Origin of the sequence: Rhizobium sp. 268 (genome assembly GCF_036571585.1) — a bacterium.
Classification (GTDB): domain Bacteria; phylum Pseudomonadota; class Alphaproteobacteria; order Rhizobiales; family Rhizobiaceae; genus Rhizobium; species Rhizobium redzepovicii.
The window spans coordinates 298,303-320,604 of the sequence record NZ_JAPPSO010000007.1 but is presented as its reverse complement, the minus strand read 5'-3'; the positions used below and the strand labels follow the sequence as shown (position 1 = coordinate 320,604).

General features: G+C 59.3%; 22 protein-coding genes and 2 pseudogenes. 11 read left to right on the top strand and 13 right to left on the bottom strand.

The features are described 5' to 3' along the window. Positions 1–4: 4 nt before the first annotated feature. The 6 genes from OS035_RS16365 (at position 5) to OS035_RS16340 (ending at position 5,782) form a co-directional block, all read left to right on the top strand. A complete protein-coding gene (locus tag OS035_RS16365) occupies positions 5–1,177 on the top strand; it encodes an ABC transporter substrate-binding protein (protein ID WP_097629263.1) in 1,173 nt (390 codons plus the stop codon). Positions 1,178–1,246: 69 nt separating this feature from the next. Continuing rightward, the gene (locus OS035_RS16360; RefSeq protein ID WP_097629262.1) at positions 1,247–2,110 is read left to right on the top strand and encodes a branched-chain amino acid ABC transporter permease; all 864 of its coding nucleotides are present in this window, start codon (positions 1,247–1,249) and stop codon (positions 2,108–2,110) included. A 1-nt stretch (position 2,111) separates the two neighbouring features. After that, positions 2,112–3,116 carry a branched-chain amino acid ABC transporter permease gene (locus OS035_RS16355; protein ID WP_097629261.1) on the top strand — a complete coding sequence of 335 codons (1,005 nt, stop codon included), beginning with the start codon at positions 2,112–2,114 and terminating at the stop codon, positions 3,114–3,116. Next, the gene (locus tag OS035_RS16350; RefSeq protein ID WP_097629260.1) at positions 3,113–3,877 is read left to right on the top strand and encodes an ABC transporter ATP-binding protein; all 765 of its coding nucleotides are present in this window, start codon (positions 3,113–3,115) and stop codon (positions 3,875–3,877) included. Before OS035_RS16355 ends, OS035_RS16350 begins: the two co-directional genes overlap by 4 nt. Beyond that, positions 3,858–4,574, top strand: coding sequence for an ABC transporter ATP-binding protein (locus OS035_RS16345; RefSeq protein ID WP_097629259.1), 717 nt, complete (start codon positions 3,858–3,860; stop codon positions 4,572–4,574). The genes OS035_RS16350 and OS035_RS16345 overlap by 20 nt, the downstream gene beginning before the upstream one ends. A 374-nt stretch (positions 4,575–4,948) precedes the next feature. Next, positions 4,949–5,782 (top strand): VCBS domain-containing protein, encoded by an 834-nt coding sequence (locus tag OS035_RS16340; protein WP_097629258.1) that lies wholly within the window; start codon positions 4,949–4,951, stop codon positions 5,780–5,782. Between the two features lie 862 nt (positions 5,783–6,644). On the opposite strand, the gene OS035_RS16335 is transcribed toward OS035_RS16340, so the two are convergent. Next, positions 6,645–7,229, bottom strand: coding sequence for a hypothetical protein (locus OS035_RS16335; protein WP_331813903.1), 585 nt, complete (start codon positions 7,227–7,229; stop codon positions 6,645–6,647). Between the two features lie 187 nt (positions 7,230–7,416). Here OS035_RS16335 and OS035_RS16330 point away from each other — a divergent pair, with 187 nt between their 5' ends. From OS035_RS16330 to OS035_RS16320, 3 genes and pseudogenes are all read left to right on the top strand, one after another. Continuing rightward, a complete protein-coding gene (locus tag OS035_RS16330; RefSeq protein WP_331813902.1) occupies positions 7,417–7,614 on the top strand; it encodes a hypothetical protein in 198 nt (65 codons plus the stop codon). A gap of 21 nt (positions 7,615–7,635) precedes the next feature. Then, positions 7,636–7,758: pseudogene (locus OS035_RS16325) on the top strand (CopG family transcriptional regulator); the annotation flags it as partial. Positions 7,759–7,814: 56 nt separating this feature from the next. Beyond that, entirely contained in the window at positions 7,815–8,135 is a 321-nt protein-coding gene (locus tag OS035_RS16320) for a hypothetical protein (protein WP_331813901.1), read from the top strand. 212 nt (positions 8,136–8,347) lie between these two features. On the opposite strand, the gene OS035_RS16315 is transcribed toward OS035_RS16320, so the two are convergent. Together OS035_RS16315 and OS035_RS16310 are read right to left on the bottom strand one after the other, a co-directional pair. Then, positions 8,348–8,953, bottom strand: coding sequence for a hypothetical protein (locus tag OS035_RS16315; RefSeq protein ID WP_331813900.1), 606 nt, complete (start codon positions 8,951–8,953; stop codon positions 8,348–8,350). Between the two features lie 422 nt (positions 8,954–9,375). Next, entirely contained in the window at positions 9,376–10,089 is a 714-nt protein-coding gene (locus tag OS035_RS16310; protein WP_331813909.1) for an NPP1 family protein, read from the bottom strand. Positions 10,090–11,892: 1,803 nt separating this feature from the next. Between OS035_RS16310 and OS035_RS16305 the strand changes: the two are divergent. Continuing rightward, a pseudogene (locus OS035_RS16305) lies at positions 11,893–12,143 on the top strand (thermonuclease family protein); the annotation flags it as partial. On the opposite strand, the gene OS035_RS16300 reads toward OS035_RS16305, so the two are convergent. The 5 genes from OS035_RS16300 to OS035_RS16280 all read right to left on the bottom strand — a co-directional run bounded on the left by OS035_RS16300 (position 12,144) and on the right by OS035_RS16280 (position 15,296). Then, positions 12,144–12,572 (bottom strand): DUF1515 domain-containing protein, encoded by a 429-nt coding sequence (locus tag OS035_RS16300; RefSeq protein ID WP_331813899.1) that lies wholly within the window; start codon positions 12,570–12,572, stop codon positions 12,144–12,146. Between the two features lie 5 nt (positions 12,573–12,577). Next, a complete protein-coding gene (locus OS035_RS16295; RefSeq protein ID WP_331813898.1) occupies positions 12,578–14,263 on the bottom strand; it encodes a right-handed parallel beta-helix repeat-containing protein in 1,686 nt (561 codons plus the stop codon). A gap of 6 nt (positions 14,264–14,269) precedes the next feature. Further along, the gene (locus OS035_RS16290) at positions 14,270–14,476 is read right to left on the bottom strand and encodes a hypothetical protein (RefSeq protein ID WP_331813897.1); all 207 of its coding nucleotides are present in this window, start codon (positions 14,474–14,476) and stop codon (positions 14,270–14,272) included. 168 nt (positions 14,477–14,644) lie between these two features. Further along, positions 14,645–15,109 carry a lysozyme gene (locus OS035_RS16285; protein WP_331813896.1) on the bottom strand — a complete coding sequence of 155 codons (465 nt, stop codon included), beginning with the start codon at positions 15,107–15,109 and terminating at the stop codon, positions 14,645–14,647. Further along, on the bottom strand, positions 15,099–15,296 hold the full coding sequence (locus tag OS035_RS16280) for a DUF7940 domain-containing protein (RefSeq protein WP_331813895.1): 198 nt from the start codon (positions 15,294–15,296) through the stop codon (positions 15,099–15,101). Before OS035_RS16280 ends, OS035_RS16285 begins: the two co-directional genes overlap by 11 nt. On the opposite strand from OS035_RS16280, the gene OS035_RS16275 reads away from it, so the two are divergent. Continuing rightward, a complete protein-coding gene (locus tag OS035_RS16275; RefSeq protein ID WP_331813894.1) occupies positions 15,295–15,693 on the top strand; it encodes a hypothetical protein in 399 nt (132 codons plus the stop codon). The genes OS035_RS16280 and OS035_RS16275 overlap by 2 nt on opposite strands. On the opposite strand, the gene OS035_RS16270 is transcribed toward OS035_RS16275, so the two are convergent. The 5 genes from OS035_RS16270 to OS035_RS16250 form a co-directional block, all read right to left on the bottom strand. Beyond that, positions 15,690–16,127: a DUF7338 family protein gene (locus OS035_RS16270; protein WP_331813893.1), complete on the bottom strand. Its 438-nt coding sequence runs from the start codon at positions 16,125–16,127 to the stop codon at positions 15,690–15,692. The two genes, OS035_RS16275 and OS035_RS16270, sit on opposite strands and share 4 nt — an antisense overlap. Then, entirely contained in the window at positions 16,124–16,531 is a 408-nt protein-coding gene (locus OS035_RS16265) for a hypothetical protein (RefSeq protein ID WP_331813892.1), read from the bottom strand. The genes OS035_RS16270 and OS035_RS16265 overlap by 4 nt, the downstream gene beginning before the upstream one ends. Beyond that, the gene (locus OS035_RS16260) at positions 16,513–17,868 is read right to left on the bottom strand and encodes a hypothetical protein (protein WP_331813891.1); all 1,356 of its coding nucleotides are present in this window, start codon (positions 17,866–17,868) and stop codon (positions 16,513–16,515) included. Before OS035_RS16260 ends, OS035_RS16265 begins: the two co-directional genes overlap by 19 nt. 242 nt (positions 17,869–18,110) lie before the next feature. After that, entirely contained in the window at positions 18,111–20,192 is a 2,082-nt protein-coding gene (locus tag OS035_RS16255; protein WP_331813890.1) for a hypothetical protein, read from the bottom strand. Then, a complete protein-coding gene (locus OS035_RS16250; protein ID WP_331813889.1) occupies positions 20,180–22,258 on the bottom strand; it encodes a hypothetical protein in 2,079 nt (692 codons plus the stop codon). The genes OS035_RS16255 and OS035_RS16250 overlap by 13 nt, the downstream gene beginning before the upstream one ends. Between the last annotated feature and the right edge of the window lie 44 nt (positions 22,259–22,302).

The following is a 22,302-nucleotide window of genomic DNA, read 5'->3' as shown; positions in this document are numbered from 1 at the left end:
AACCATGAAGAAGCTCGTTCTCGCCGCGCTTGCGGCAATCGTGCTCAGCAGCGTTGCCCATGCCGACACCATCAAGGTCGGCGTCATCGGCCCGTTCTCCGGTCCGTTCGCCCTTCAGGGCAAGAACTTCAAGGCCGGCATCGACGCCTATGTGGCGGTCAACGGCAGCAAGGTCGGCAACGACACGGTCGAGATCGTCTATCGCGACGTGCCGCAGGCCGATCCTGCCCAATCCAAGGCTCTGGCGCAGGAACTGATCGTCAAGGAGAAGGTCCAGTATCTGGCCGGCTTCTATTTCACCCCCGATGCCATGGCGGTGACGCCGATCCTAAAGCAGGGCAATGTGCCGATGGTCATCATGAACGCCGCCACCTCGGCGATCGTCACCAAGAGCCCGCTGGTCGTGCGCACCTCGTTTACCACCTGGCAGACCTCGACGCCAATCGCCAAGGTCGCCTTCGACGCGGGCGTCAAGAAAGTGATCTCGGTCGTCAGCGATTACGGCCCGGGCATCGACGCCGAGAATGCCTTCAAGACCGGCTTCGAAAAGGCCGGCGGCCAAGTGGTCGAGGCGATCCGCATGCCGCTCGCAACCAACGACTTCAGCCCGATCATGCAGCGCATCAAGGATTCCGGCGCGGAAGGCGTCTTCGCCTTCCTGCCCTCCGGCCCGACGACGCTTGGCTTCGTCAAGGCCTACAATGAAAACGGCCTGAAGGCCGCCGGTATCAAGTTCTTTGCGCCGGGAGATCTGACGCAGGAATCCGACCTGCCGGCGCTAGGTGACGCCGCACTCGGCATCCAGACGACCTTCCATTATGCCGTATCGCACGACTCGCCCGAGAACAAGGCTTTCGTCGAGGCCGCCGCCAAGGCGATCGGCAACAAGGCCGAACTCTCCTTCCCCGCGGTCAGCGCCTATGACGGCATGTATGTCATCTACAAGATGATCGAGGCGACGGGCGGCAAGCAGGATGCCGAAAAGGCGGTCAATGCGGTGAAGGGTCTTGCCTGGGTAAGCCCGCGCGGCCCGGTTTCGATCGACCCCGAAAGCCGTCACATCACGCAGAACATCTATCTTCGCGAAGTCGCCAAGGCCGATGACGGGACCTACATCAACAAGGAGGTCCAGACCTTCGAGAAGCAAGGCGATCCGGGCCTGGCCGCCGCCAAGTAACGTCCGGCATCGTGATAGGCGGCGGACGCGGGGCAACCCGCGCCCGTCGCATCGTAGCAAGGTATTTCCATGCAGACAGTCTTCAGCATAGCCGTCGACGCTTTTGCCTATGGCATGGTGCTCTTCGTCATATCGATCGGACTTTCCGTGACCATGGGGCTGATGCGGGTCGTCAACCTGGCGCACGGCGCCTTCGCGATGATCGGAGGCTATATCGCCTCCTATGCCGCCCGCGATCTCGGCCTCGCTTATGCGGTAGCGGTCATCGCCGCCATCGTCGTCACGATCCTCGTCGCGATCCCGCTGGAGCGTTTTCTCTACCGCCGGATCTACGGCGCGCCGGAGCTGACCCAGGTGCTGATGACGATCGGCATCACCTTCTGCGTCATCGGCATCGCCAATTACGCGATGGGGCCGACGCTGAAGACCATACCGCTTCCGGCCGCGCTGCAGGGATCAGCCGATCTCGGCTTCCGCACCATTCCCGTTCACCGGCTTTTCGTCATTCTTTGCGGCCTGGCTGTTGCACTGGGGCTCTGGTTTGCGATCGAAAGGACCAGCTTCGGCGTCAAGCTGCGCGCCTCCGTGGACGATGCGGCAATGGCTGCGGCACTCGGCGTGCGCACCGAGATCATCTACGCAGTGAGCTTTGCCGTCGCCGTCGGGCTTGCCGCTTTTGGCGGCGTGGTCGGCGCCGAACTCCTGCCGGTCGAGCCCTACTACGCGTTGCGCTACATGGTCACCTTCCTGGTCGTCGTCTCCGTCGGCGGCGCGGGTTCCATTTCGGGCGCGCTGATCGCCTGCCTGCTGCTTGGGGCAATCGATACGACGGGACGTTATCTGATGCCTGAATTCGGCGAATTCTTCTTCTATCTCGCGGTGATCGCGATCATTTGTGTTTTCCCGCGCGGCCTTGCCGGAAGGACGAAGTGAGATGGTGCTCGTGGTGAACAACGAAAACGGACGTCTTCGGCATCGGCGCGGGGCTCTCGGCCACGATCTCATCGGAATAGCGGTGATGACGGTCATCGCTGCAATCGGCTATTTCGCCTTCCCTGATAATCTGGCGCTTCTGACCCGGATGATCACGATCGCGCTGCTCGTCCTGTCGCTCGATCTGGTGACCGGTTATTGCGGCGTCGCAACGCTCGGCCATGCCGCGCTCTTCGGCTCCGGCGCCTATGCCGCCGGGATCCTGTCGGCGCATTACGGCATCAATGATCCGCTGCTGATGATGCTAGCCGGCATTGCAGGCGGCGCCATTGCCGGGCTGCTCAGCGGCGTAATCATTCTGCGGGCGCATGGGCTGCCGCAGCTTGTGCTGTCGATTGCACTCATCAACCTCTTCCACGAATTCGCCAACAAAGCGTCGTCATGGACGGGAGGCAGCGATGGACTTTCCGGCATCGCGCCGGATCCGATCTTCGGCATTTTCGAGTTCGATCTTTACGGTCAAACCACCTTTTTCTTCGGCATGGCGCTGCTGCTTGTTGTCTTCGTGCTGCTCAGAATCCTGGTCCGCTCGCCCTTCGGCATGCTCTGCCGCGGCATAAAGCAGGACCCGCTGCGCATCCGCGCCATGGGTGCTTCGCCGAAGGCGGCGCTCATCAGGATGTACGTCATTTCGGGCGCCGTGGCTGGGGTCGGCGGCGCCTTGAATGCGATCTCGACGCAGGTCGTCGGCCTCGACAGCCTGTCTTTCACCCAATCTGCCGAAGCGTTGGTCATGCTCGTGCTCGGCGGTACCGGCTCTCTCTTCGGCGCGCTCTCCGGCACGGTCATCTTCATGCTCTTCGAGGACTATGTCTCGGCCGCCAATCCCTTCCACTGGCTGACCATGGTCGGCGCGCTGCTGATCGCCGTCGTGCTTTTCGCGCCGAAAGGCCTGTTCGGCACGGCTGCCGCCTTCGTCCGCCGTCGCAAGGAGGCACGCGCATGAGCCCGGTCTTCGAAGTTGTCAATCTCAGGAAAGCCTTTGGCGGCCTTGCCGTCACCCATGATGTGTCGCTGGCGATGTCTCCAGGCGACCGCATCGCGCTGATTGGCCCGAACGGCGCTGGCAAGACCACTTTCGTCAATCTCGTCACCGGCAACCTCGCCGCCGATTCCGGCGAGGTCCGCCTCGGCGGCGAGAGGGTGACGAAGGTCGATGCTATCGGCAGGGTCAAACGCGGTCTGGTGCGATCTTTCCAGGTGACACGGCTTTTCCAGGATATGACACCGGCCGAACATGTCGGGCTCGCTGTTCTTCAGCGGGACGGACGCAGCGGACGTATGTTCGGCAATTTCCTGCATATGCCCGAGGTCATGGCGGAGGTCGACGATCTCCTGGGAAAGCTCGGGCTGACGCCGCTGATGCATCGCAAGGTCAGCGAAATCGCCTATGGCCAGCAGCGGCTTCTCGAGATCGCCGTGGCGCTGGCGCTGAAGCCGAAGGTGCTGCTGCTCGACGAGCCGGCAGCCGGCGTGCCGCAAAGCGATACCGGCCGCATCGAGCAGGCGCTTGCCGATCTGCCTGCCGATCTCGCCGTCCTCATGATCGAACACGATATGGACCTTGTCTTCCGTTTTGCCAGGCGCGTCATCGTGCTGGCGGCCGGCGCCATCATCTTCGATGGCCGGCCTGAAGACGTTACTAAGGATGCGCGCGTGCGCGAGGCCTATCTCGGGAGCTATGCCAATGCCAGCCCTGTCGCTTGAGGTCGAAAATCTGTCGGCCGGGTATGGGCCGACGCGCGTGCTCGAAGACATTTCCTTCTCCATACCGGCCGGCGCCCGGCTTGCCGTGCTCGGCCGCAACGGCATGGGCAAGACCACGCTGCTCGCGACGCTTGCCGGCCAGACCAGGCGCTATGAAGGCTACATCCGCCTCGGCGATTCCGATGTCACCACCGCGCCAAGTGCCGCACGGGCGCATAAGGGTCTCGGATACGTTCCGCAGACGCGCTGCGTCTTCCCGACGTTGACGGTCGAGGAAAACCTCTTCGTCGGCCTGAAGGCGCGGCCGAAAACGGCGCTTGAGGAAGCCTATGCCATGTTCCCGCGCCTGAAGGAGCGTCACCGCAACCTCGGCAGCCAGCTCTCCGGCGGCGAGCAGCAGATGCTCTCCACCGCCCGCACCATTCTCGGCCGCCCGTCCGTGCTGCTGCTCGACGAGCCGCTGGAGGGCCTGGCGCCGGTTATCTGCGAGGAACTGATGGCCGCCTTCGCCGTGCTCGCCAAGACAGGCGACATGACCATCGTGCTTGTGGAACAGCGCATCCAGAGCGCGCTTGATTTCGCTGATCAGGTCGTCGTTCTCGAACGGGGCAGACTAGCCTGGGCGGGAACGCCTGCGAACCTCACCAAGGATCATGAGGCTGTCGAGAGCCTGCTGGGCGTTGGCGGTCTGCATTGATTGATAGCCGGCCGAAGTCGGGGCCGTCGGTGACCCCGCTCCGCCTTCCAGATTGAGCTTGGCCATTCATGCAGTATATCGTCATCACGACGTCATCATCGACCTGCCAATATTATCCTGACCGAAAGTTTCCTGCCGACCGAATTGATGGATCGCCTGAAGAGGCGAGAAACATGATGGTCGACCGTGCCGCAGCAGCGCAGGACAAGACGTAAAACCCTGGTTCCTGCACCTTCTTTACTTGGGTGTTTGAGCTACAGCCGGCCGAAAATTCATGGGATTGACCGGAACTGCTCTGACCCTCCCAGCAATTTGGGTTGCCATACACCCGACAGGGTTGCATAGTCGAATTTAAAATCACACGGGAGGTAGAAATGGCAAATCACAAGCCGGTCGCAGGTGACGTATACCAGTCTATTTTCAACATCGACAACCCGATCGACGGCAACATCCTGGACAGCACCAGTTCCACAGATGCCGACGGAGATCGGGTGCGTCTCAACTTCGTGAACGGACAGCGAATTCCGCAGCCGGCCGATCCGGATGGACCCGCCACGACGACGACAATCGAGGGAAAATACGGCACGCTGACCGTCTATTCCAACGGCAACTACACCTATGAACTCGATCACTCCAACCCGGTGGTTGCAGCGCTCGGCCCGGGCGATCAACTCGTGGACCAATTCAATTTCAAGATATCGGATGGCAAAGGCGCCACCGACTTCGGCTTGCTCAATATCGCGGTCGACTTGCCGGAACGCGGCGACGTCTTCGTCAATTTCGAGGATGTCGGCAAACACGACTTCCCCACGGGTTACAAAGGCTTCGATTGGGGCGCTTGGCACGATGGTGATGATGCAACGGTACATAAGGAAGCCGACGGCAACCATTACCTCGCAGGGGGCGTGTTCTGGACACCCATCCAAGCCGCTGATGGCGGCACCTTCCAGATCGAGCAATTCAGCGTGGCAAACGGCACATCGGACTACGACAACGTTTTAACGATCGAAGGCAAGCTGAATGGCGATACCGTATTCCTGGTCACGGTCAACGTGACCGCCGACAGCATTCATGACCCGCAAGTGATCGATCTCAGCGCCTACGGCGAAATCGACTCTCTCGTGCTCGACACCGAGCCGGTCATTACCGAAACGAGCGGCCCGGATTATTATGGCGCACAATACGACAACTTTCATTTCATCGTTTGAGTGTCGTGCCGGATGAACAAATGGTGCGGCCTTCCGACCCGCATCGCAAACGAGGTGATGTTCCAGAGGTCAGGGGGCCGAAGCGGTTTGCCATGGTGAAGAATAACCACGAGCGTTACCCGCGGGAAGCATCCTCACACTGTAGCCGCCTGCCTAGTACCAATTTCTTGCGATAGCGGACGGACCTGCGTGTTTGCTAGCATGAGAATGTCCGAGGAGGACACGGGTGCTGGGACGGAGGAAATGATGCAGCCAGTCGGGGTCAAGTTAGCGGCGGTGACGTTCTCGCTTGCCGTATGGGCTATTATTATCGCTGCCGCATCCAACCTTTGGACGATGAAGCTGCCAATATTGCTTCTGACGCAATAGTCCTGTCTTCGGCGCTAAAGCATGTCGCGCAAAAGTGTGCCGCGGTTTTGCGGCAACGACATGCGTGAAAACTAAGAGCTAAAGCCGTCGCATGAATCAAGTTTGACGCGATGCGCCTTAGCGGAAATCCTGCTGATCGGAAGCTGACCGGCTTTGCCGGCCGCAGGCCTGTTTGCGCTGCTGCCGATGCACTGCCGCGGCTGCCGGCACCGGCTCGAAGCAAGCCGCAAAAATCGCCAATTCTGCAATGAGAGTTGGTAGCGGAGGACCGTTCTGGTCACAACAGCCGACAGGGCGAACGGACGGAGATCAGCTTGGGAACGTGGCAGATCGAGCTGAAACGGGCTATAGCTAATTATCTGAAGTCGCGTCGAAAAACGCCGCCTGATCCAGCCAACACCGAAGACGACAAATCAACCAAGCCCTACGAGGATGATCTTTCCAAGTTGCCTCACTTCATCGTCTAGTGCGGTGAAGATGCGCCCAACCGTGTCTATTCCAGCCACTGAATGTTGATGACGCCATCTAGGCTCTGGATTGCGCGTCCAATCGCCTTGTAGTTGACAGTCTTCCTACCCCATCGAGCACGTGCAAAATAACCTTTGGTGCCCGCTGCCTCATCCAGATCGGCCATCGTCCAGTGAATTTCGAAACACTTCGCCCGGATGTCGTCTAAAGGCGTGACCCCTGTCAGCACATAGGGCTTCCGAGCGCGACGAAAGCCGTGGTATCGAGCAACCGCGCAGATGGCCCTCCAGCTGACACCCGGGAAACTTTCACAAAGCTTTTCCCTGCTGGCATTGGGATAGAGCCTGCGCAAAAGCGCGACTTCCGCGCCGGTCCAGCGGTGGCGCTTATGTGCCCTTCCCAGGACGGACGCCTGCGCGCGGATCGCTCTTCGCGTTCGGTGCGGAATGAGTTTACAGATGGCATCATAGTCGGGAGCCAGGTGACGGACGATTTCGATTTCGTCCTCACTCCAGAGCTTCTCTCCCCGCATGTTAAATCCCTCCTTGCGTACTCGCTTTCGCGCGCGCACTGCGCTTGCTGCATTTCGGGCGTGGTCGGAAAGTGACATAGCGCTATCTCCTGCCTGCAATTCAGAAGGAGTTCCGGACCAATTTCCAATCACAATGGGTGATTTTCCTCCTTTTCCACAGCCGATGGGGTTCTATCGGCACTAGCCTTGCAAGCCTTGCGGGTGGTGATACCGTGTCGCGGAAGGCGATAAGCGGTGGGAATACCCAGGCGTCGAGGAGGATTAAATGACGAAGGTCAAGGTCTACCAAGTCCAACAATACGACATCACAACTGACAAAGTTCAGATCTCGCGCAGATGGTGGACAAAGGAGGGCGCGACGAAATTTTGCTTCCAATTGATCGAAAGTAGCGGCGTCGAAATTGAGGAGTCCGATCTAGAACCGGGGGAGCAGTGGACTCCAATCGGATGTGTCGTTCCGTGATGGCCGTGCGGGAGTGAAGCCATGACGATGACCGACACCGCCACCCTTCTCGAGGACGCCGCCGATCGGATCGCAGATATCTCGCGGCCGGATCTGCGGATCATGCTTCGTCGGGCCGCGCTACGGATGCGCAATGCCGGCGCCGCGGACGGGAGCCTGTGCGGGAATAGAAGTGCCATGTCACGCCCAGGAGGATGGTAATGAGACGTTTCGGAAATCTCGCAATAGCCGCCCTCGTCGGCGCGGTGACGACGCTCTCCGGTTCAGATGTTTTTGCCTACTGTTCCGAGCCGAGCGCCCCCTCCTGTGCAAGCAGTTACGGCGGGTTTGATGATGAGTGGGATTTCGATCGCTGCAAACGGGAGATGGACTCCTACAAAGACGACGTCGAGCGTTTCATTGGCTGCAACAACGATGAAGCCGAGGCCGCCGTAAGAAAGGCTCGTGACGACAACGAGAGTGCAACATCTGAATACAATGGGGCTGTAGAAGACTTCAACAAGCGAGCGACTGGTGAATGACAGGCGAAAAAACCGCCGAAGCGGGTTTCCTTCCTGGGGTTTATCAGAGCAAATTGAGTGAAACGCCCTTGAGATCGAGGTCAGGCTCCTTCTGATCTTTTCGAGTATAATCCGCGGAAAAATGCTCGCTTAAGACATGATCCTGGTAGTGGTATTCTGGCATCGAGATCGGCTTGATCGGCCGAGATTCCAATTTCGCCACTTTCCTATCGTCAGCTGGCATGGTCCGTCACTCCATTTAGGTGGTTGGGATAGAAGTGTTTTCTCTTTATCCAGCGAAAGCCTTCATACTTCGTAACCGTGGCGACATCTAGGTCACCACCGACGGTGTCGGCTCCAGGCAGAAACTTAACGAACGAGGCCGTCGTTTGTGCCAGAAATTCGCCCAGCCGGATCGCATCGATTACAGGCATAGAGGGCTCCAGCAGTGGAGCTTCTGATGCCTGTATTAGATTTTGAACCAGTTGCGAAGCTTGCGCGTCGTCAAGGCCGGCGTTTTTCAACACATTGATGGTTTGAGACGATATCCCGAGCACCAGCCGGACACACGCCTCGGGCTGACCTGCCCAGATGATCCCGCATTGGTCGACGCTGGATATGCAGGCGGGAGGAAGGACCTGCCCCTTGGAAAAAGCAAACTTCCAAACCTCGTTTCCGCCGTTGTCGTGCGAAAACCCTCCCACGAAAAACTCGAAGGTTGTGCTGGCCTGAATTCCGGGATCGAGAGCGTTGAATTTTTCGAGAAACACGTCGTAACAGTAGTTAATTACGTTCTCGATCGTGTAATTTTCACTACTGATCGGCGTCTCTCCGGACATCAACTTGCGCCGGACGGCCTTTGTGATTGTCGCGATGGACTCTGTGCCAAAGTTCCCCAAGCCGCACGTCATTGCGACGATAGGCTGACCTCGAAATAGATTGAAAACTTTGTCCGCATGATTATAGACCCTGTTTACAATCGGCTCCCCGTTGGGTCCAAGCGAAGCAAGGGACGTAGCGCTATCTGCCACGAAGACTATGCACTCGTTCGCTTTGATGCCAATGCAAATTGTCAAAGTATCCTCCCAGTTTCGACAACCGGTACGCGATTCCCGGCATCTATGCACGATAATAAGCGGGGCAGAGGTGCGTTAGCTGCTAACAGAAGCAACAACCGTTTATCGCCACCTTCTCAGAAGCCCCGTCGTTCGGTTTGTTCTGCGGACGACAGAGACGGAGAAGCCTCTGCCTTGCCGCCTACTTACAGGCGGCCCTTGGATAGATTGAAGAGGTAGTTATACTCGTTGAACGGCACCCCCTTACCAAAGTCGTAGGTCTCAAGTGTGTTCCGCGCTTCGGGTGTCAGGTCGAACCAGCTGATCGCAGGCTGCATCCCGCCTTGAATATCAGTATCAACGAGCGATGGGTTGAGCGGGAATGGGTCGCGCTGATAGCCTACCAGCGGATGTGTTCCTTTCATGAACGGAGTTGTCGACTGATCGTAAAACCCATGGGCCGAGTAGCTGACCGAGATGACCCGTGCCTGGGTGTTACAAGTCTCGGTCCAGACGATGATGTTTTGCCAACCATGCCGGTGCCCACGGTTGCCGGGCCCGTCGACGTTCTGCTCCTTGGGAAAGTACCAAGCGTACATGTTTGCGCACTGGCCCCTGAACATTTGCGCTCGGCCGTAGACCTGTCCGGTGCTTTTCGAGCAATGGCCGTCCATCGCACCCGAGGGTTTTAGACCACCGCTTACGTTTCCGGCGGCATCAACGGCCGGGAAAGGGACACAGCCGTTGAAGACTTTGAGGAAGGGCTGGAAGGTCTTGAGCAAGCTGTTGGTGGCGCTGTCGGGAAACCCTTGCACCTTATCGTGATCAATCACATGAGCCGCGGCCGCCTTCGACAGTTCGCAAAGGATGACTACCGTGGTTACCAGCGTTCGCAGGCTGCGCGGAAAGCTAAACACTATCTTGCTTCCTTCTAGTTTTCTGTAGGCGCCAAGCTGCGGGCGTCGCTGCCGCAGCTCCAGAAACTCCAGCAAGCGTCGTGCCAATTGAGCAGCGAGATGGCGGAACACGAAATCGGTTACTGCCGCAGGTACTTAGAGAGATAAATGGCGGTTGAAGAAATCCCGGGGTATGTCGTCGAACTGACAAAGATGAAAAACAGTGTCGCACACGCGTAGTGAGGCTCCTGAAGGTCCTCCAGGGTGATGAGCAAGCCCTTGTCGGTCGAATGCGCCAAGCTGGATGCAAACGCCAGGCAATGAAGCGCGGCGCTGGCCCTTGGCGAGATCGGATTTCCGCGGTTTACCGGAAGCATTATCTGCGTAGGGGTTCGCACGATCAAGCGCGCTGGTTTAAGGCGCGACGACATCTGCGCCACTGTCACCCCAACAGCGGTGGCTGCCAACGTTCCGCAGGCATGCAGGTGAAGAAGGCCGGTTCTTCACCTGCATGCACCACCATTCGCCGGTTCACGACTGCGGGCGTGAGCAGGCAAGAGAATTTATGGAGGACCTCATCGGAATGATGCGGAGCATGCCCACAGGCCAACCAAGCGACAGCGAACGGTGCTCGACGCAATGATTGCCGGAGAAATATGGCGATCGGGCATGGATGTTTCCCGGGGTGAAGCTTTTTAGGCAGGAAGGGGCTGATAGCAAAGTGTCTAAAAGCGTCACAGTTATTGTTGAGGGCATTGACGGCGCGATAACCAATTCCGCGTTTTGCTTGAATATAAGCTCTGACTTAAGAAAAAGTATGTGTAATCACGACCTCGATGCAGTAAAACCATAACGCGAATCATCTTAGGAGGGATTACATGTCAAAAGTTGTTGTTGCTGCTTTCATCGTCTTAGCATCTCTGACAACACAGTCTTTTGCGGGTAGCTGCGATCATTCGTGGCAGCGTGCGAAAGATGGTTCCAGCTGTGGAGGTCGTGCTTCCGACCAGCGGGACGGCGGAAACTAGGTCCAGCATTTCGTTTAGCACGTAGTGAAAGGCTCGCTTAGGCGGGCCTTTTTTGATTTCGCCCGTGACCTCTTGGCGCCACCGTATTCGGGATAGGCGATGCGGCTGCGGTCCATAACCCCGACTAGGTGGGTGATGCCGACGGGCAGGCCTTGAGCCGCGCTATCCTTGTCGGACCATTACAACGAACTTGCGACATCGTCGTCGCTGTTGTCGGCTCCGCGACACGCATTCGTCTTCCATAAATTTCCTTATGTTCCTCCTAAGTAGCTGGAAAGCAACCAAATAATCGTTCGTCACCTACTACCGATCTGTTTGGCTCGACGCTTGCTAGGGCTCAGTGTCGCTGAAAGGCCCGACACATCCCAGTTGCGGGGATAACCGCATCGGTCCAAACATCTGAAGGACGGAACCTATGGCTTCCCCCATTTCGCGCACGAAAACGATCCGCACGTTTTTTATCGTCCTCTGCGCTTTCTGTTGCACCTACGCGAGCGCCTTGGCATGCGGTCCACCGCCTCGGGTTCTCTCCCCTTACGGAAACGCCCCGCTGGGCGAGCTGTGTTCATGTCTGAGCATGGAGAACCGATGGGTCTGCCATCGTTCCTATACGCCAGACATTACGGCTTTGCACATTCCGGTGAGGCCGCCGACTGAAGGAAAGCCGGTCCAGCGCAATGCGACTCCGACCATGCAGGATGATGATCAATCAAAATGAAACTTCGGCCTGGGGCGAATACAATCGTACATTCCGAAGATGTCGCCGCATCCCACTAAAGGAGACCGGCCGGGTATCCCGCCCGAGATCGGATACTATGCGAAGTATATCAAGGAACGGAAGTTGGCGCTGATCGCCAAGGTGGGCTGAAAGAGCTGCTGGCTGAAAAGGGCTTGCGGATCGAATGGAGCGGCGCGGTGGACAAGACACAAACACACCGGCCGCTGGTGAACATCTACAGAGCAAATGGTGAAGAAATTGGAAAGAACCTGCTGAAGGAGCGCTTCGCCAAGTCGTGGAGTCCGAAGCACCGGAACGACTGGTGCTCTTGATCAATTTATTTTGAGCCAATGCCTTAGAGCGGTTACAGCACTATCGCTGGCAGATGCGACTATCCCGCCGATCGTGAGGCCGGCGAAGGCAATCAGACCTGAGATCCCATAGCCGAGGGTTTTGAGCCTCTTCCACTCCTCCAGCGTTGGCTGGATGCTTTCATGGTTTTCTTGCACCGTCTCCTTGATGCTTTTCAGTTCATCTCGAACCTGGGCGTCCACGCCGGCATTTATCACCACGGCCTTATCGAGAAGATTTATCTGCGCCCCCTGCTCGTCGAGGCGCCGATGGATAACGGCCCTGCTTTCATGAGCATTCGCCTTCTCGTCGCTTACATCCTTTCGGAGCAGCGCAACGCTTTCATGGATTCCAGCAAGGGTTCCCTCGAGGTGGCCCAGCTTGTGAAGGATGTCGTCGTTCGATGTCATGTATCTTATGCGCTTTCAAAACAGCCGATATCGTAAAGCCCTTGCGGGATCGCGTTGCCGTAGAGATCCTGCGATCCCACGGTGATGCCGTAGAGGCTATTGAGGTTCTGCCCCCCGTTGCGACAGACCGAAGCCCCTTGCGTCTTGTAGGCGCCGAGCAGGGCGGAATTGAAACCGTTGATATTGCCCACGGGCACCGTCCCCACCAGAGTTGGGTTAGCAGCTTTGAACACTGCCGCGCCGGCCACCGTTTCCTGCGTCGGGAACGCAGTTCGCCAGTTGGAGAAGGTGGTATAGGTCGTGGCTCCCCACTTGATGGAGGTTGACGGCGACGAATAGCAGTTGCCGATGCACAAGATGCCCGGCACTGCACTTGGTGTCGAGTTGATGACCTTCGTGCTTGCCCCGGTCAGATAGACGATGTTGTTGGCGAAATAGGTCGTCGTGAATTTATCGGGGTTGCTATCAAGGTAGAGGCCGTTGGCTGACGCCACGCTGCTGTAGAGCGTGTTGTTGAATATGGCGTTGCCAGTGTTCGCACGCGCAAGGTCCGCGGTCCCGAGATGGACAGAACCCTTGGTCGTGGGTGCCTGCGTCCCGTCGTTCTCCGAGATGTTGTAGCGGATGAGGTTGTTGCTAAGGGTCTTGATATTTGCTGCGTCGCTGTACTGGTAGAGCTGATAACCCGGACCATAGTTATCATGGCTGTAGCAATATTGAATGATGCAGCCTTGGCAACCGCCGTCAATATCGAAGCCGCCGCCGTCGGCAGTGCCGACACCCGTCTTGTTGTGGTGGCTCTCACAGAACTGGATGGTGCTGTTGGTCGTGTCGTACATCCAAATGCCGACCGGGCCGGCGGCGTTCGAATTGTTGGCCCCGTTGTTGTAGGCCTCGCAATACTCGACAAGCGCCCCGGAGCACTGGCCGAGAAGGACGCCGTTGCCGGAGTGCTGGCTAAGCCCAGCCTTGCCGGTGTTGTTGTAAATCTTGCAATTACGGATGATGCAATTGGTGTGGCTGGCAGCAAAGTTGAGCAGGCCATAGAGGCCCTGTAGGGTGATGCCGTTGCCAGTGCCGGTCGTGGCATTGCCGGTGTTGTCGTGGACAGTACACCCGTCGATCAGCAAACCGCTAAAACCGGAAGCCGAGTTGGCGGCGTAAGCCGTGCTACCCGTGTATGCGGCAATTCCATCGACGCCATAGGCGCTGATATCCAAGCGGAGGAGCGAAACGCCAGCAAGCTTTGTGCTGCCGAGCTGATCATTGGTAAGCGCGCAGCCGGTGCCCGTGCTCACAGTGCTGCCCGTGCCCACCAGTATCAGGTCTTGAATGGTGATGTGGTGCGGGTTGAGGGCGGATATCCCGTTGTCGCTGTTGACGCCCGCCTGGATCGTTGCGTTGCCCGTACCATACGAACCGAACGTGGTCGCCAACCCGGAACTGCCGAAGTGCTTACCCTCGCTGAGGGTCAATTGACCAGTAAACGTCGATCCGCCTTTGAAGAGAACCGAGGAGCCTGGCGTGAGCGTGGCCGCATTGACCTTGCTCAGCGTCTGCCACGCGGTGGCCGGCGAGAGGCCGTCATTGGAGTCAGAGCCTGCCGGATCCACATAAAAAGTGAAAATCGGCGTGGTGCCTCCCCCCCACTGGTTTGTGATGGAGGTGGAAAGGGCTAGCATGATGCTCATGGGCGATTACTCCCAGCAGCCTTGAGAGGCGCCGAACCTATTGTGGCTGGCAATCTGATTTGCGAACGGCCGATCGGTCTTCAGGATGGTCACCGAGGTTTGCAGGCTCGGCGTCAGGCGAAAGAACCCGTCGCACACATTCTGCTTGCTGGTCGTCTGGCAGCCCGAGATCAGCGCACAAAGCGGCAGCATCAGAAGTGGAAACTTCGTCATCGATCGTGTTCCTTTCGCGCAGAACCTGGACGGATTTGGTGAGGGCGGCTGTCGCAGCCATTTGCCTGCCCTCGGACTGCCCGAGCCAGCGGGCCGGGTAAAAGGTGACGAGAGCGCCGAGGGCGAGAGCGGCCGGCAGCTTGATGAAATCGGGGATGATGGAGAGCATCAGATGCCCTCCAGGCAGAACTGGCGTTCCTTCTGCCGGCGACGTGTCAGGCCCGGAAAGGTGATGCCGGCGGCCTTATTCCATTTCAACAAAGCTTCGCAGCCCTCGGCCGTCTTGCCCTGGTTGATCAGTTTGACGACACTAGAGCCGCACGCGGCCTTGGGGCCAACGTTATAGGCGAATGAAGTCAGGGCGACGAAACGCGCATCTGGCAATGGGACCGTGATGCACTTCTCGATGCCGTCGGCGTATTTCTGGAGCTCCAGCGAGAGAAGCGCCTTGCACTGGGCGACGGTCCTGTAATCGCCAGGCTTTACGCCGTTGGTAGAGCCATAACACAGCGTCCACGGTTGGCCGCCAGTTGCCGGATCGGGATAGGCGTTTTGCCGGAGCCCTTCGAAAGAGCCGACAAGCGCCACGGCCATCGCAGCAACCGCGCTACCCTTTTTCATTCTATTTGCCATCGGAAAGCCTCTGATCGATTACCCGAGCCGGGACGGAAAGCAGGAGGAGGACGATCGACAGCCACGGCGGGATGTAGCCATCGAGATACGGGACGATGTACGGGGCCAGTTCGAAGAGCCCCGCGAAATAGACGCACCAAAGCGACAGGGAGCGCGCGAGAACGCGCCGCCAGTGAGGGACGAGCATGGATAACTCCAGATTGTGGGTGATGGCCGATGAGGCGCGCTTGTTTCTGAATGTCTTCCTGATCTACAACCGCTTTGGGGAAGGAGACCCGATCATGCAAGCAAAGGCTCTTTTACTGGTACTGCCGGTCGTGCTGGCAGGATGCCAGACGCAGGAAACCAGCGGTGACCGGGTAGACGTCCCTCCGGTCGCCGGAGCGGACTACGCTGTCCAAGTGCACAACATCGTCGGGCACGATCTGGACGACAAACAAATCCGCGAACGCTTCGCACTCGATTATAAGAAGACGCAATGCCCTTCCGCACGCGTCGTAAAGGACTCTGTGAGCGAGACCGGCACATCTGACGGCCGCCCTGCCCGCATCTACACGGTTTATGTGAAATGCAAGGGTGCCTAGAGTGATCGGCGGCGTTTAAGGCCGCACTGCAGCATGTAAGGGAAGTAGTTGCCGCCCCGCTTCTCCCGGTTCCAGCCAAGCCAGAGCTTGAGATAGAAACCGAATGCCAGCGGAACGTCGCGCTTGACGGTGAAGGCAGAGGCGATATCAGCAACGCCCAACGCTTCGGATTGCCAGCCATTGCACGGGTTTCGCCACGTCCAGCGAGTCCGCTGCCACCAGAGTTTGAAGCCCTTGGCGGACGGATCGAACCCTGCAACCTTCTGTGGAATGTAGCCGTCCAGATCGGCGTTCAGTGTCGAGAACCAGCGCCAGCGGCCGGGGAGAACCGGGCCGCGCTTCATTGACCATGCGGCGAGGAAGGGCGAGAGCACATAGGCCAGCCCGACGAGGAAGAGGTTGATCGGGAGGAAGAGGATGTAGCGGAGGATCATGCCTGTTCGACCTCGGACGAGACGAGTTCGGAAGGAAGCTGGCGCCCCATGATCTCGCCGGCCTGGGATGTTGATGTGGCCGCCGCGATGATCGCCTTGAACTTGACGAACGCGTCAGTCCCTTCGGTGAATGAGGTTGCCTTATTGATCATGTTTCGGGTTTTAACCGGGCTTGCGTCGATACCATCTTGAACAAGCTCGGCCCCGTCTTCGGTCATTCTCGCCCAAGGCAGATCGGCCCCGATTGTGTAGGGCGGTGGCGGCGGATTGAGAAAGGCAACCACTTCTGGGTTATCATCGGGCAGAAACTCTTCGGCAAACCCTTCCTGCATCTGCTCGAATAGGCCGTTGATGGCGCCGGATGCCGACCGTGATACGTAGGGCATTATGCGTTCCTCCCGCATGGGAAATGAAAGCCATCGGTCCACACCCAGATGTTGCCGGCCGCACCGGATACTTGCCGAACCTGCTTACTTGTGTTTGTCCAGATATCGCCGGAGCCGATGGCATAGTTGCTTGCAGCCTGGATCGCGCCCGCGATGCCGCCATCATTGCCGATACCGGCGGTCAGCGTCCCTTGGGCTGGGTCATGGATCAGCGCAGCGTTGGTTGTTGCGCTCGATGTAAATTGGATCCGCAACTTGGCTTTAACCTTCACCCCATTTGGCACTGTCAGCGCCAGGAGCGCCGAAGTCGTAGAGATAGCGGCGCTGACAGCATCTTTGACCGGCGTCACGAAGGTATACTCGTCCTTCGGATACATCACGAAGGCCCGGATAAGCGAGCTGGCGTCCGTCAGCACCACCCCGATGCATTTCACGAGGGTAAAGCCAGTGAGTAAGGTCGTAGTCACGCCGCCGATCGTTGCCGAGGTGGAGAGAACCACGTCGAACGACAGGTCAGCGTCCTTGCGCAGCGCATAGGCGAAATAGGTGGCGTTTGCCGCGACGGCGCCGGCATCGAGGCCACCGTTGCCGGTCCCTACTGCCCATGTCCCGGTTACCCGCTTTGTGAATGAAGCCGCGCTGGAAACGAAGCTCGACCCCGCCCTGGCGGAGCCGGCGGCAAAATCGACGTGAGTGGTTGGTGCACCGGTATTGTTTGAAAGCAGAAGGCCGTCGATGAAGCTTCCGACGGCCGTGCTGTCCGCCTTTGTCAGGATCTTCGTCATCAGTTTGTTGGTGAAGAACGCCGACCCGCTGCAGACGATGGTCGTGGAGTACCCGTTCGGAACGACAAGTGTCGCCGCTCCATCGATCGTCTCGGCCCCGCTCGGATCAATCGTCACGTCTGCGCCGTCCGCAATGACGACATAGTGCCAGCCAGAACCGAGCGTGGCTGCCGCCGTCAACGTGAGCGTGGCGGCTGCCGTGAAGCGGTGAACCGCGTTGTCATCGGCCGCCAGTGCCGTGTAATCACCAGTCTTGGTCGCGTAAACCAGATCATTATCGAATGCGACATCGACACCGTTCTGCGTAAAGCCGAGCAGGCCACCGCCCTTGAGATAAACGCCCGTCTGCGGCGTCGAGGCGAAACCGATGCCAGGTGCCGATACCGTGCCGCCCGCCAACTTGAGCGGCGCAGTCATAGGCGCCGAGCCGTCCCGCGGCAGCGAATTCGTGATTTCGTTTCCGAGATCGGTTGTCAGCGCGTTCCACGGAACGGGGTCGATAATCTGACCGATCGAAGGAGACGTGCCGGCGGGTTTCGAATAGACGCCGGTGGATGGGTTTCTGGGCATTCACCTTCTCCAAAAAGAAGAGGCCCCGTGAATTGCGAGGCCGTCAATGGTGTAGTATTGGTTGCGCCATGATCCGAGTTTTGCAAATCGCCTGCATTATCGCGACGACCGCATTGCTGTATGCGGTCGTGTCCGGCGTTTTCGCGCTTCGATATGTAATCGGTGACGACTTCGAGGGAGGCCTTATCGTTGGCGCCCTGTTTGTGATCGTCCTTTATTTGCTCATTTGCTGGGTCGACCCGTCATCGCGTCCGCGCGGTTCCGGCGTTCAAAAGCAACGCTTTGACAACCGGATCGACTAGCGCGGGCGTCGTTCCCATCCCCTGAGCTTTTATCAGCCCTTCGACCAGCTTTTCACGCTGCTCCCCGATAAGAGCCCGAGCCAGGCTTTGGCGCGTCGCATTGCCGGTCTCGCTCGACATGAGCGCCTTGACGATGTCGTCGACCTTATCGATAGCGGCCGATCGAGCTGCACCGAGGAAGCCGCCGGCCTTGAATGCTTCCTTCACACCGAAATTCCCGCCAGCGCCGCCACCCAACTCGTTCTGAGCTGCAATACGCGCTGCGGTTTCGCTGTTGCGGTTTACAGTGTTGGCGGTATCGGCATAGATGCGCTCGCCATCGAGCACTTTGAACAGTCGCTCTGCTTTCTCCGGGCCGAACAAGGTAGCAAGCCGCGCACGGTTCCAGTCGCCTTCTCCCTTGATTAGCTTACTCATGGCGGCGATATCGTTGGAGTTGGTCCCGACTATGCGGTCAATCTCGGCCCGTGCGCCCTGAGACAAGCGCAACGGGACGGCAGATGGTCCAATCTGCATCCCTTGCGGCTGAACTCCCTGCTCGACCTCTGCGGCCAATTCGGAGGGTCGCGGCGCTGTCCGTCCACTGTCGAGGACTTGCTGACCACGTGTCAGAGCTTCGTCCTGACGGGCGAGTTCCGAAAAGCCTGCGTCGAGCTCCTTAATGCGAGGAACTGCGCGGGTGAGGCCGTCATCGAGCATCTGGCGGGCTTCCACCAGCGTGGCAATCGCCTTCGGATCAATTTCCGTCTTCAGAAGTCCATCGATTGCCTGCCGCGTCTGAAACATGACTCCGGGATCGCTGGAAAGGACATTCGAATTCGCAATATTCAGCATGTCGCGGACTTGCCGTAAGCGGGCCTGAGCTGGGCCGCGAAGGCGGCTGATGTCAGCTTCTATTGCTTCGGCTATCGGCGCCATGTCGTAAGGGCGGGCTCCCCTGAAGACCTCGCGATAGAGAGGGCTGAACGAATCCTGATTGGCTTCAATTCCGGCCCTGACTTCCGAGGGAACGACGTTCGGCCCCATCGTCTCATCGATGGTTTGACCAATTCGAGCGTTTGCGCCAGCGCCGCGATCGGCGAGCGTGGTCCGGATCGTCGTCTGCGCCGGGCCGGGCGTTGCCGCAAGCGCACCGGCCTGCTTCTGAAGGTTCGGCCCAAGGTCCGCGGGGATAGCCTCAGAACCCATTTCCATCAGTCTGCGCGGCAGCGTCGACGCGTCTAGGCCGTCGTCGGTCACCGCGCGACGAAAATAACCGAATGCCTGCGGGTCCATGCCGGCCATTCGCGCTGCGGCACGAGTACGGAGTGCGTCAACGATCGATCTGGCTCCAGCCCCAATGACCTTGCCTGCTACGGGACCGCCCAAACCAAACAGGCCACCCAATAGCATCCCGTCCCTGATCTTCTCCAGGTCACCGCCGGAGCGAACGCCAGCGTCAGCCCCGCCAAGTGTCGCTCCCGTCACCCCAGAGATACCCGAGCGGACTAGCAAGCTCCCGCCGCCCGCTCCAAATAGAGCGGGGGCGGCCATAACCGCCGGGATGGTCCCGGCAACGGCTCCAGTTATTTGAGCCCCCTTGTCGACTTTTGGGTTCGCTGCTTTTTCAGCTCTGTTCGCTTCATGGACCCGATCCATGACCTGATCATAGGTCTCGTCCGAGAAGGCTGCGAGTGTCGCCGCCGCGGCCCGCTCGGTTGCGCCGCGGATGATCGGCCCCGCGATCGGAATACCTTCGATGAGGCCGCCGACGCCCGTCCTGGCGACTGAAAGGGCATCGTCGGCCGGCAGTCCGTAGCGATCAGCCGCCGGCTGCGTCTGCGTGGCCCCGCGCTTGGCGGCGAGATCAGCATAGACTCGGGCTCGCAGCTCCTCGCCGGTCTGAGGTGGCGCGGCAGCCGAAGTCGATGTTGGGCTCGCCGAGCCATCTGCTCCCGGCGACATCTGCGGCTGCTTCTGAAGCCTCAGACGCGCGGTCGCGATTGCCAGTGCCCGCTGCTGTTCCGGTGTCATTTCTGCCATAGCTTGCGCTCCGCTGGCGTCATTGCGCCCCATACATCGGCCGGGACACCTTCTGGCGGCGCACCGACGTCAGCCGCCGGCGGCGGCATTAGGCTCGGCACTTCCGGGATATCCCCAAGCGTCGGCAAGACATCGGCCTCGTTCATCCCGCGCCGGCCGATGATGCCACGATACTGCGATATGTCGTTGTCCAGCGCCCCGCGGTACGCCGTCATGCGGCTTCGGGCCTCATTGAGGATCGCCGTGCGGGTTGCCGGTTCGAGACGAGACCCACCGTTGACGCTGTTGATAGCGCCCTGAAGCCAGTCGGGCAGGCTCGAAGTGTTGTTGACCATGACCATTTCACCCTCTCGGACGACCGAATTCGGATCCATGATCTTGCCCAAGCCGTAAACAAGGTTCAGGTCGGAAGCCTTCGAGTCCGTCTTCGCCGTGTCGATCATTGACTGATAGGGCGGCAAAGCCTGCTGATAGGACTTGTAGGTCGGTAGGCCCTGGATTTCCTTGCGGAGGTTCGACACGTCTTCCGGCTTGTAGCCGGTGCCCTGATAGACGACGCGCTCCTGACCTGGGCTGAAGAGCGTTTCGCCCGGTTGGACGACCACCGGCTTGTTTCTTTCGAAATCGGCTTTCTGCCGCTCAAGATCGATGTTTGCCTGCTCGGCTGCCGTTGGCGTGTTGCGGTTGGCCTGCTCCTGGCGGAATTTCTCGCGATCGAAATCAAGCTTTGCCCGATCGGCCTGAGACATTTCCGAGCGATAAACGGGCGTGAGCGTACCGGTGCGCGGGTCGCTACGGAGCACAGTCCCATCGGGCAGCGTCTCAAACCCATACTCAGGCGGCTTCGTCAGGATCTGTAACTGCTGCGCGGCCATAGCTTTGATCTGCGGCGATGCATTCGGATCCGTCATGGCTTTCACCAGCGCTTGGGCGCGCGGGTTCGCCATCGGGTTTTGTGCCTGCGGAGGATTGGCGCTGTCCAATGCCTGGACGAGACGTGCCGGCCCCGACGGATTGCCGACGGATTGCGCCTGAGCGATCTGCTGCGGGGACGCGGGCTGGCCGCCGTCGGTCGGCGCCGGCGGAAAGTATCCGGGCCCAGGAACATCGCCACCGATGCCGACGCCGGAGCGGTCGCCATTACGGAGAGCCCGGGCCAACTGAGGATCGAGTACAGACGACACACCAGCGACATTTGGCGTCGGACCTACGTTGGTGGCCGGCAACGGCGGCAACGCAGCCTGTGGGCCTGCCTGAGGCTGCATGACCTGTGCCGGATCGGATACGCGCATTTGCCCCGCTGCTCCCGGCATGGGAATGCCGATCGTCGGGTCAAGGCTTGCGACTTCGCCCGGTGTGGTCTGTGGCTGTGCGGCTGCGGGCGCAGGATTGACCGGCGGCGGCTGTATCGGACCGGTTGGCGGCGTGCCGGGGTTCACGGCAGCTGCTTGCGCTTCCTGCTGGGGCGGCATAGCCCCAATCCCCATCATGCCGGTGATGCCCTCGGCTTTCGCGCCCATCCACGGCCCCCAGCCGTGCTTACGCGCCCAATCCAGCGCGAAATCGACTTGCTGTTTCCATGTCGACGGATCGCGCGCATGCAGGCCCGTGGCATTCGTGAACTCGTTCCCGAGGCCGGAGTTGGGCATGGACTTCGACATGCCGGCATAATGAAGCTGGAACGGCCCGAACGAAGACCCCTCGTCACCACCATTATCGGGTTTCGACGGATCAAAGACGTTCATACCCTCATGGCCGGCGACGCGCAGCGCGATGTTCGGATCAATGCCGCGGGCAGTCGCCGCTTGTCGGATATAGTCGGAGACTTCAGGGAGGCCGCCAGGCGTCACGGTGGAGGGCAACGCGACATTTCCCGAAACGTCAGTCTTCGGCATGGACGAGCCAGTTGCGCCGGGTGCGGTCTCCTTCGACCCGCCAAACAGCGACGACAGGAAGCCCTTGGGCTGCTCAGGCGGGGTGTAAGGCTGGCCGGTGATCGCGGACATATACTGGGCATCGGCGGCGCGCTGCATGTCGCCTTGCTTGCGGATGGCGAGACCACCCATAAGCGCTTGCGCCATGCGTGCAGCACCTTCCCAGGGCGACTGGA

Coding starts and splice junctions, on each gene's coding strand:
- OS035_RS16365 (WP_097629263.1), top strand. CDS start 5: ATGAAGAAGCTCGTTCTCGCCGCGCTTGCGGCAATCGTGCTCAGCAGC.
- OS035_RS16275 (WP_331813894.1), top strand. CDS start 15,295: ATGGATAACTCCAGATTGTGGGTGATGGCCGATGAGGCGCGCTTGTTT.
- OS035_RS16280 (WP_331813895.1), bottom strand. CDS start 15,296: ATGCTCGTCCCTCACTGGCGGCGCGTTCTCGCGCGCTCCCTGTCGCTT.
- OS035_RS16355 (WP_097629261.1), top strand. CDS start 2,112: ATGGTGCTCGTGGTGAACAACGAAAACGGACGTCTTCGGCATCGGCGC.
- OS035_RS16285 (WP_331813896.1), bottom strand. CDS start 15,109: ATGGCAAATAGAATGAAAAAGGGTAGCGCGGTTGCTGCGATGGCCGTG.
- OS035_RS16350 (WP_097629260.1), top strand. CDS start 3,113: ATGAGCCCGGTCTTCGAAGTTGTCAATCTCAGGAAAGCCTTTGGCGGC.
- OS035_RS16315 (WP_331813900.1), bottom strand. CDS start 8,953: ATGTCCGGAGAGACGCCGATCAGTAGTGAAAATTACACGATCGAGAAC.
- OS035_RS16345 (WP_097629259.1), top strand. CDS start 3,858: ATGCCAGCCCTGTCGCTTGAGGTCGAAAATCTGTCGGCCGGGTATGGG.
- OS035_RS16265 (WP_331813892.1), bottom strand. CDS start 16,531: ATGCGGGAGGAACGCATAATGCCCTACGTATCACGGTCGGCATCCGGC.
- OS035_RS16335 (WP_331813903.1), bottom strand. CDS start 7,229: ATGTCACTTTCCGACCACGCCCGAAATGCAGCAAGCGCAGTGCGCGCG.
- OS035_RS16250 (WP_331813889.1), bottom strand. CDS start 22,258: ATGGGTGGTCTCGCCATCCGCAAGCAAGGCGACATGCAGCGCGCCGCC.
- OS035_RS16260 (WP_331813891.1), bottom strand. CDS start 17,868: ATGCCCAGAAACCCATCCACCGGCGTCTATTCGAAACCCGCCGGCACG.
- OS035_RS16300 (WP_331813899.1), bottom strand. CDS start 12,572: ATGACATCGAACGACGACATCCTTCACAAGCTGGGCCACCTCGAGGGA.
- OS035_RS16295 (WP_331813898.1), bottom strand. CDS start 14,263: ATGAGCATCATGCTAGCCCTTTCCACCTCCATCACAAACCAGTGGGGG.
- OS035_RS16330 (WP_331813902.1), top strand. CDS start 7,417: ATGACGAAGGTCAAGGTCTACCAAGTCCAACAATACGACATCACAACT.
- OS035_RS16270 (WP_331813893.1), bottom strand. CDS start 16,127: ATGATCCTCCGCTACATCCTCTTCCTCCCGATCAACCTCTTCCTCGTC.
- OS035_RS16320 (WP_331813901.1), top strand. CDS start 7,815: ATGAGACGTTTCGGAAATCTCGCAATAGCCGCCCTCGTCGGCGCGGTG.
- OS035_RS16340 (WP_097629258.1), top strand. CDS start 4,949: ATGGCAAATCACAAGCCGGTCGCAGGTGACGTATACCAGTCTATTTTC.
- OS035_RS16290 (WP_331813897.1), bottom strand. CDS start 14,476: ATGACGAAGTTTCCACTTCTGATGCTGCCGCTTTGTGCGCTGATCTCG.
- OS035_RS16255 (WP_331813890.1), bottom strand. CDS start 20,192: ATGGCAGAAATGACACCGGAACAGCAGCGGGCACTGGCAATCGCGACC.
- OS035_RS16360 (WP_097629262.1), top strand. CDS start 1,247: ATGCAGACAGTCTTCAGCATAGCCGTCGACGCTTTTGCCTATGGCATG.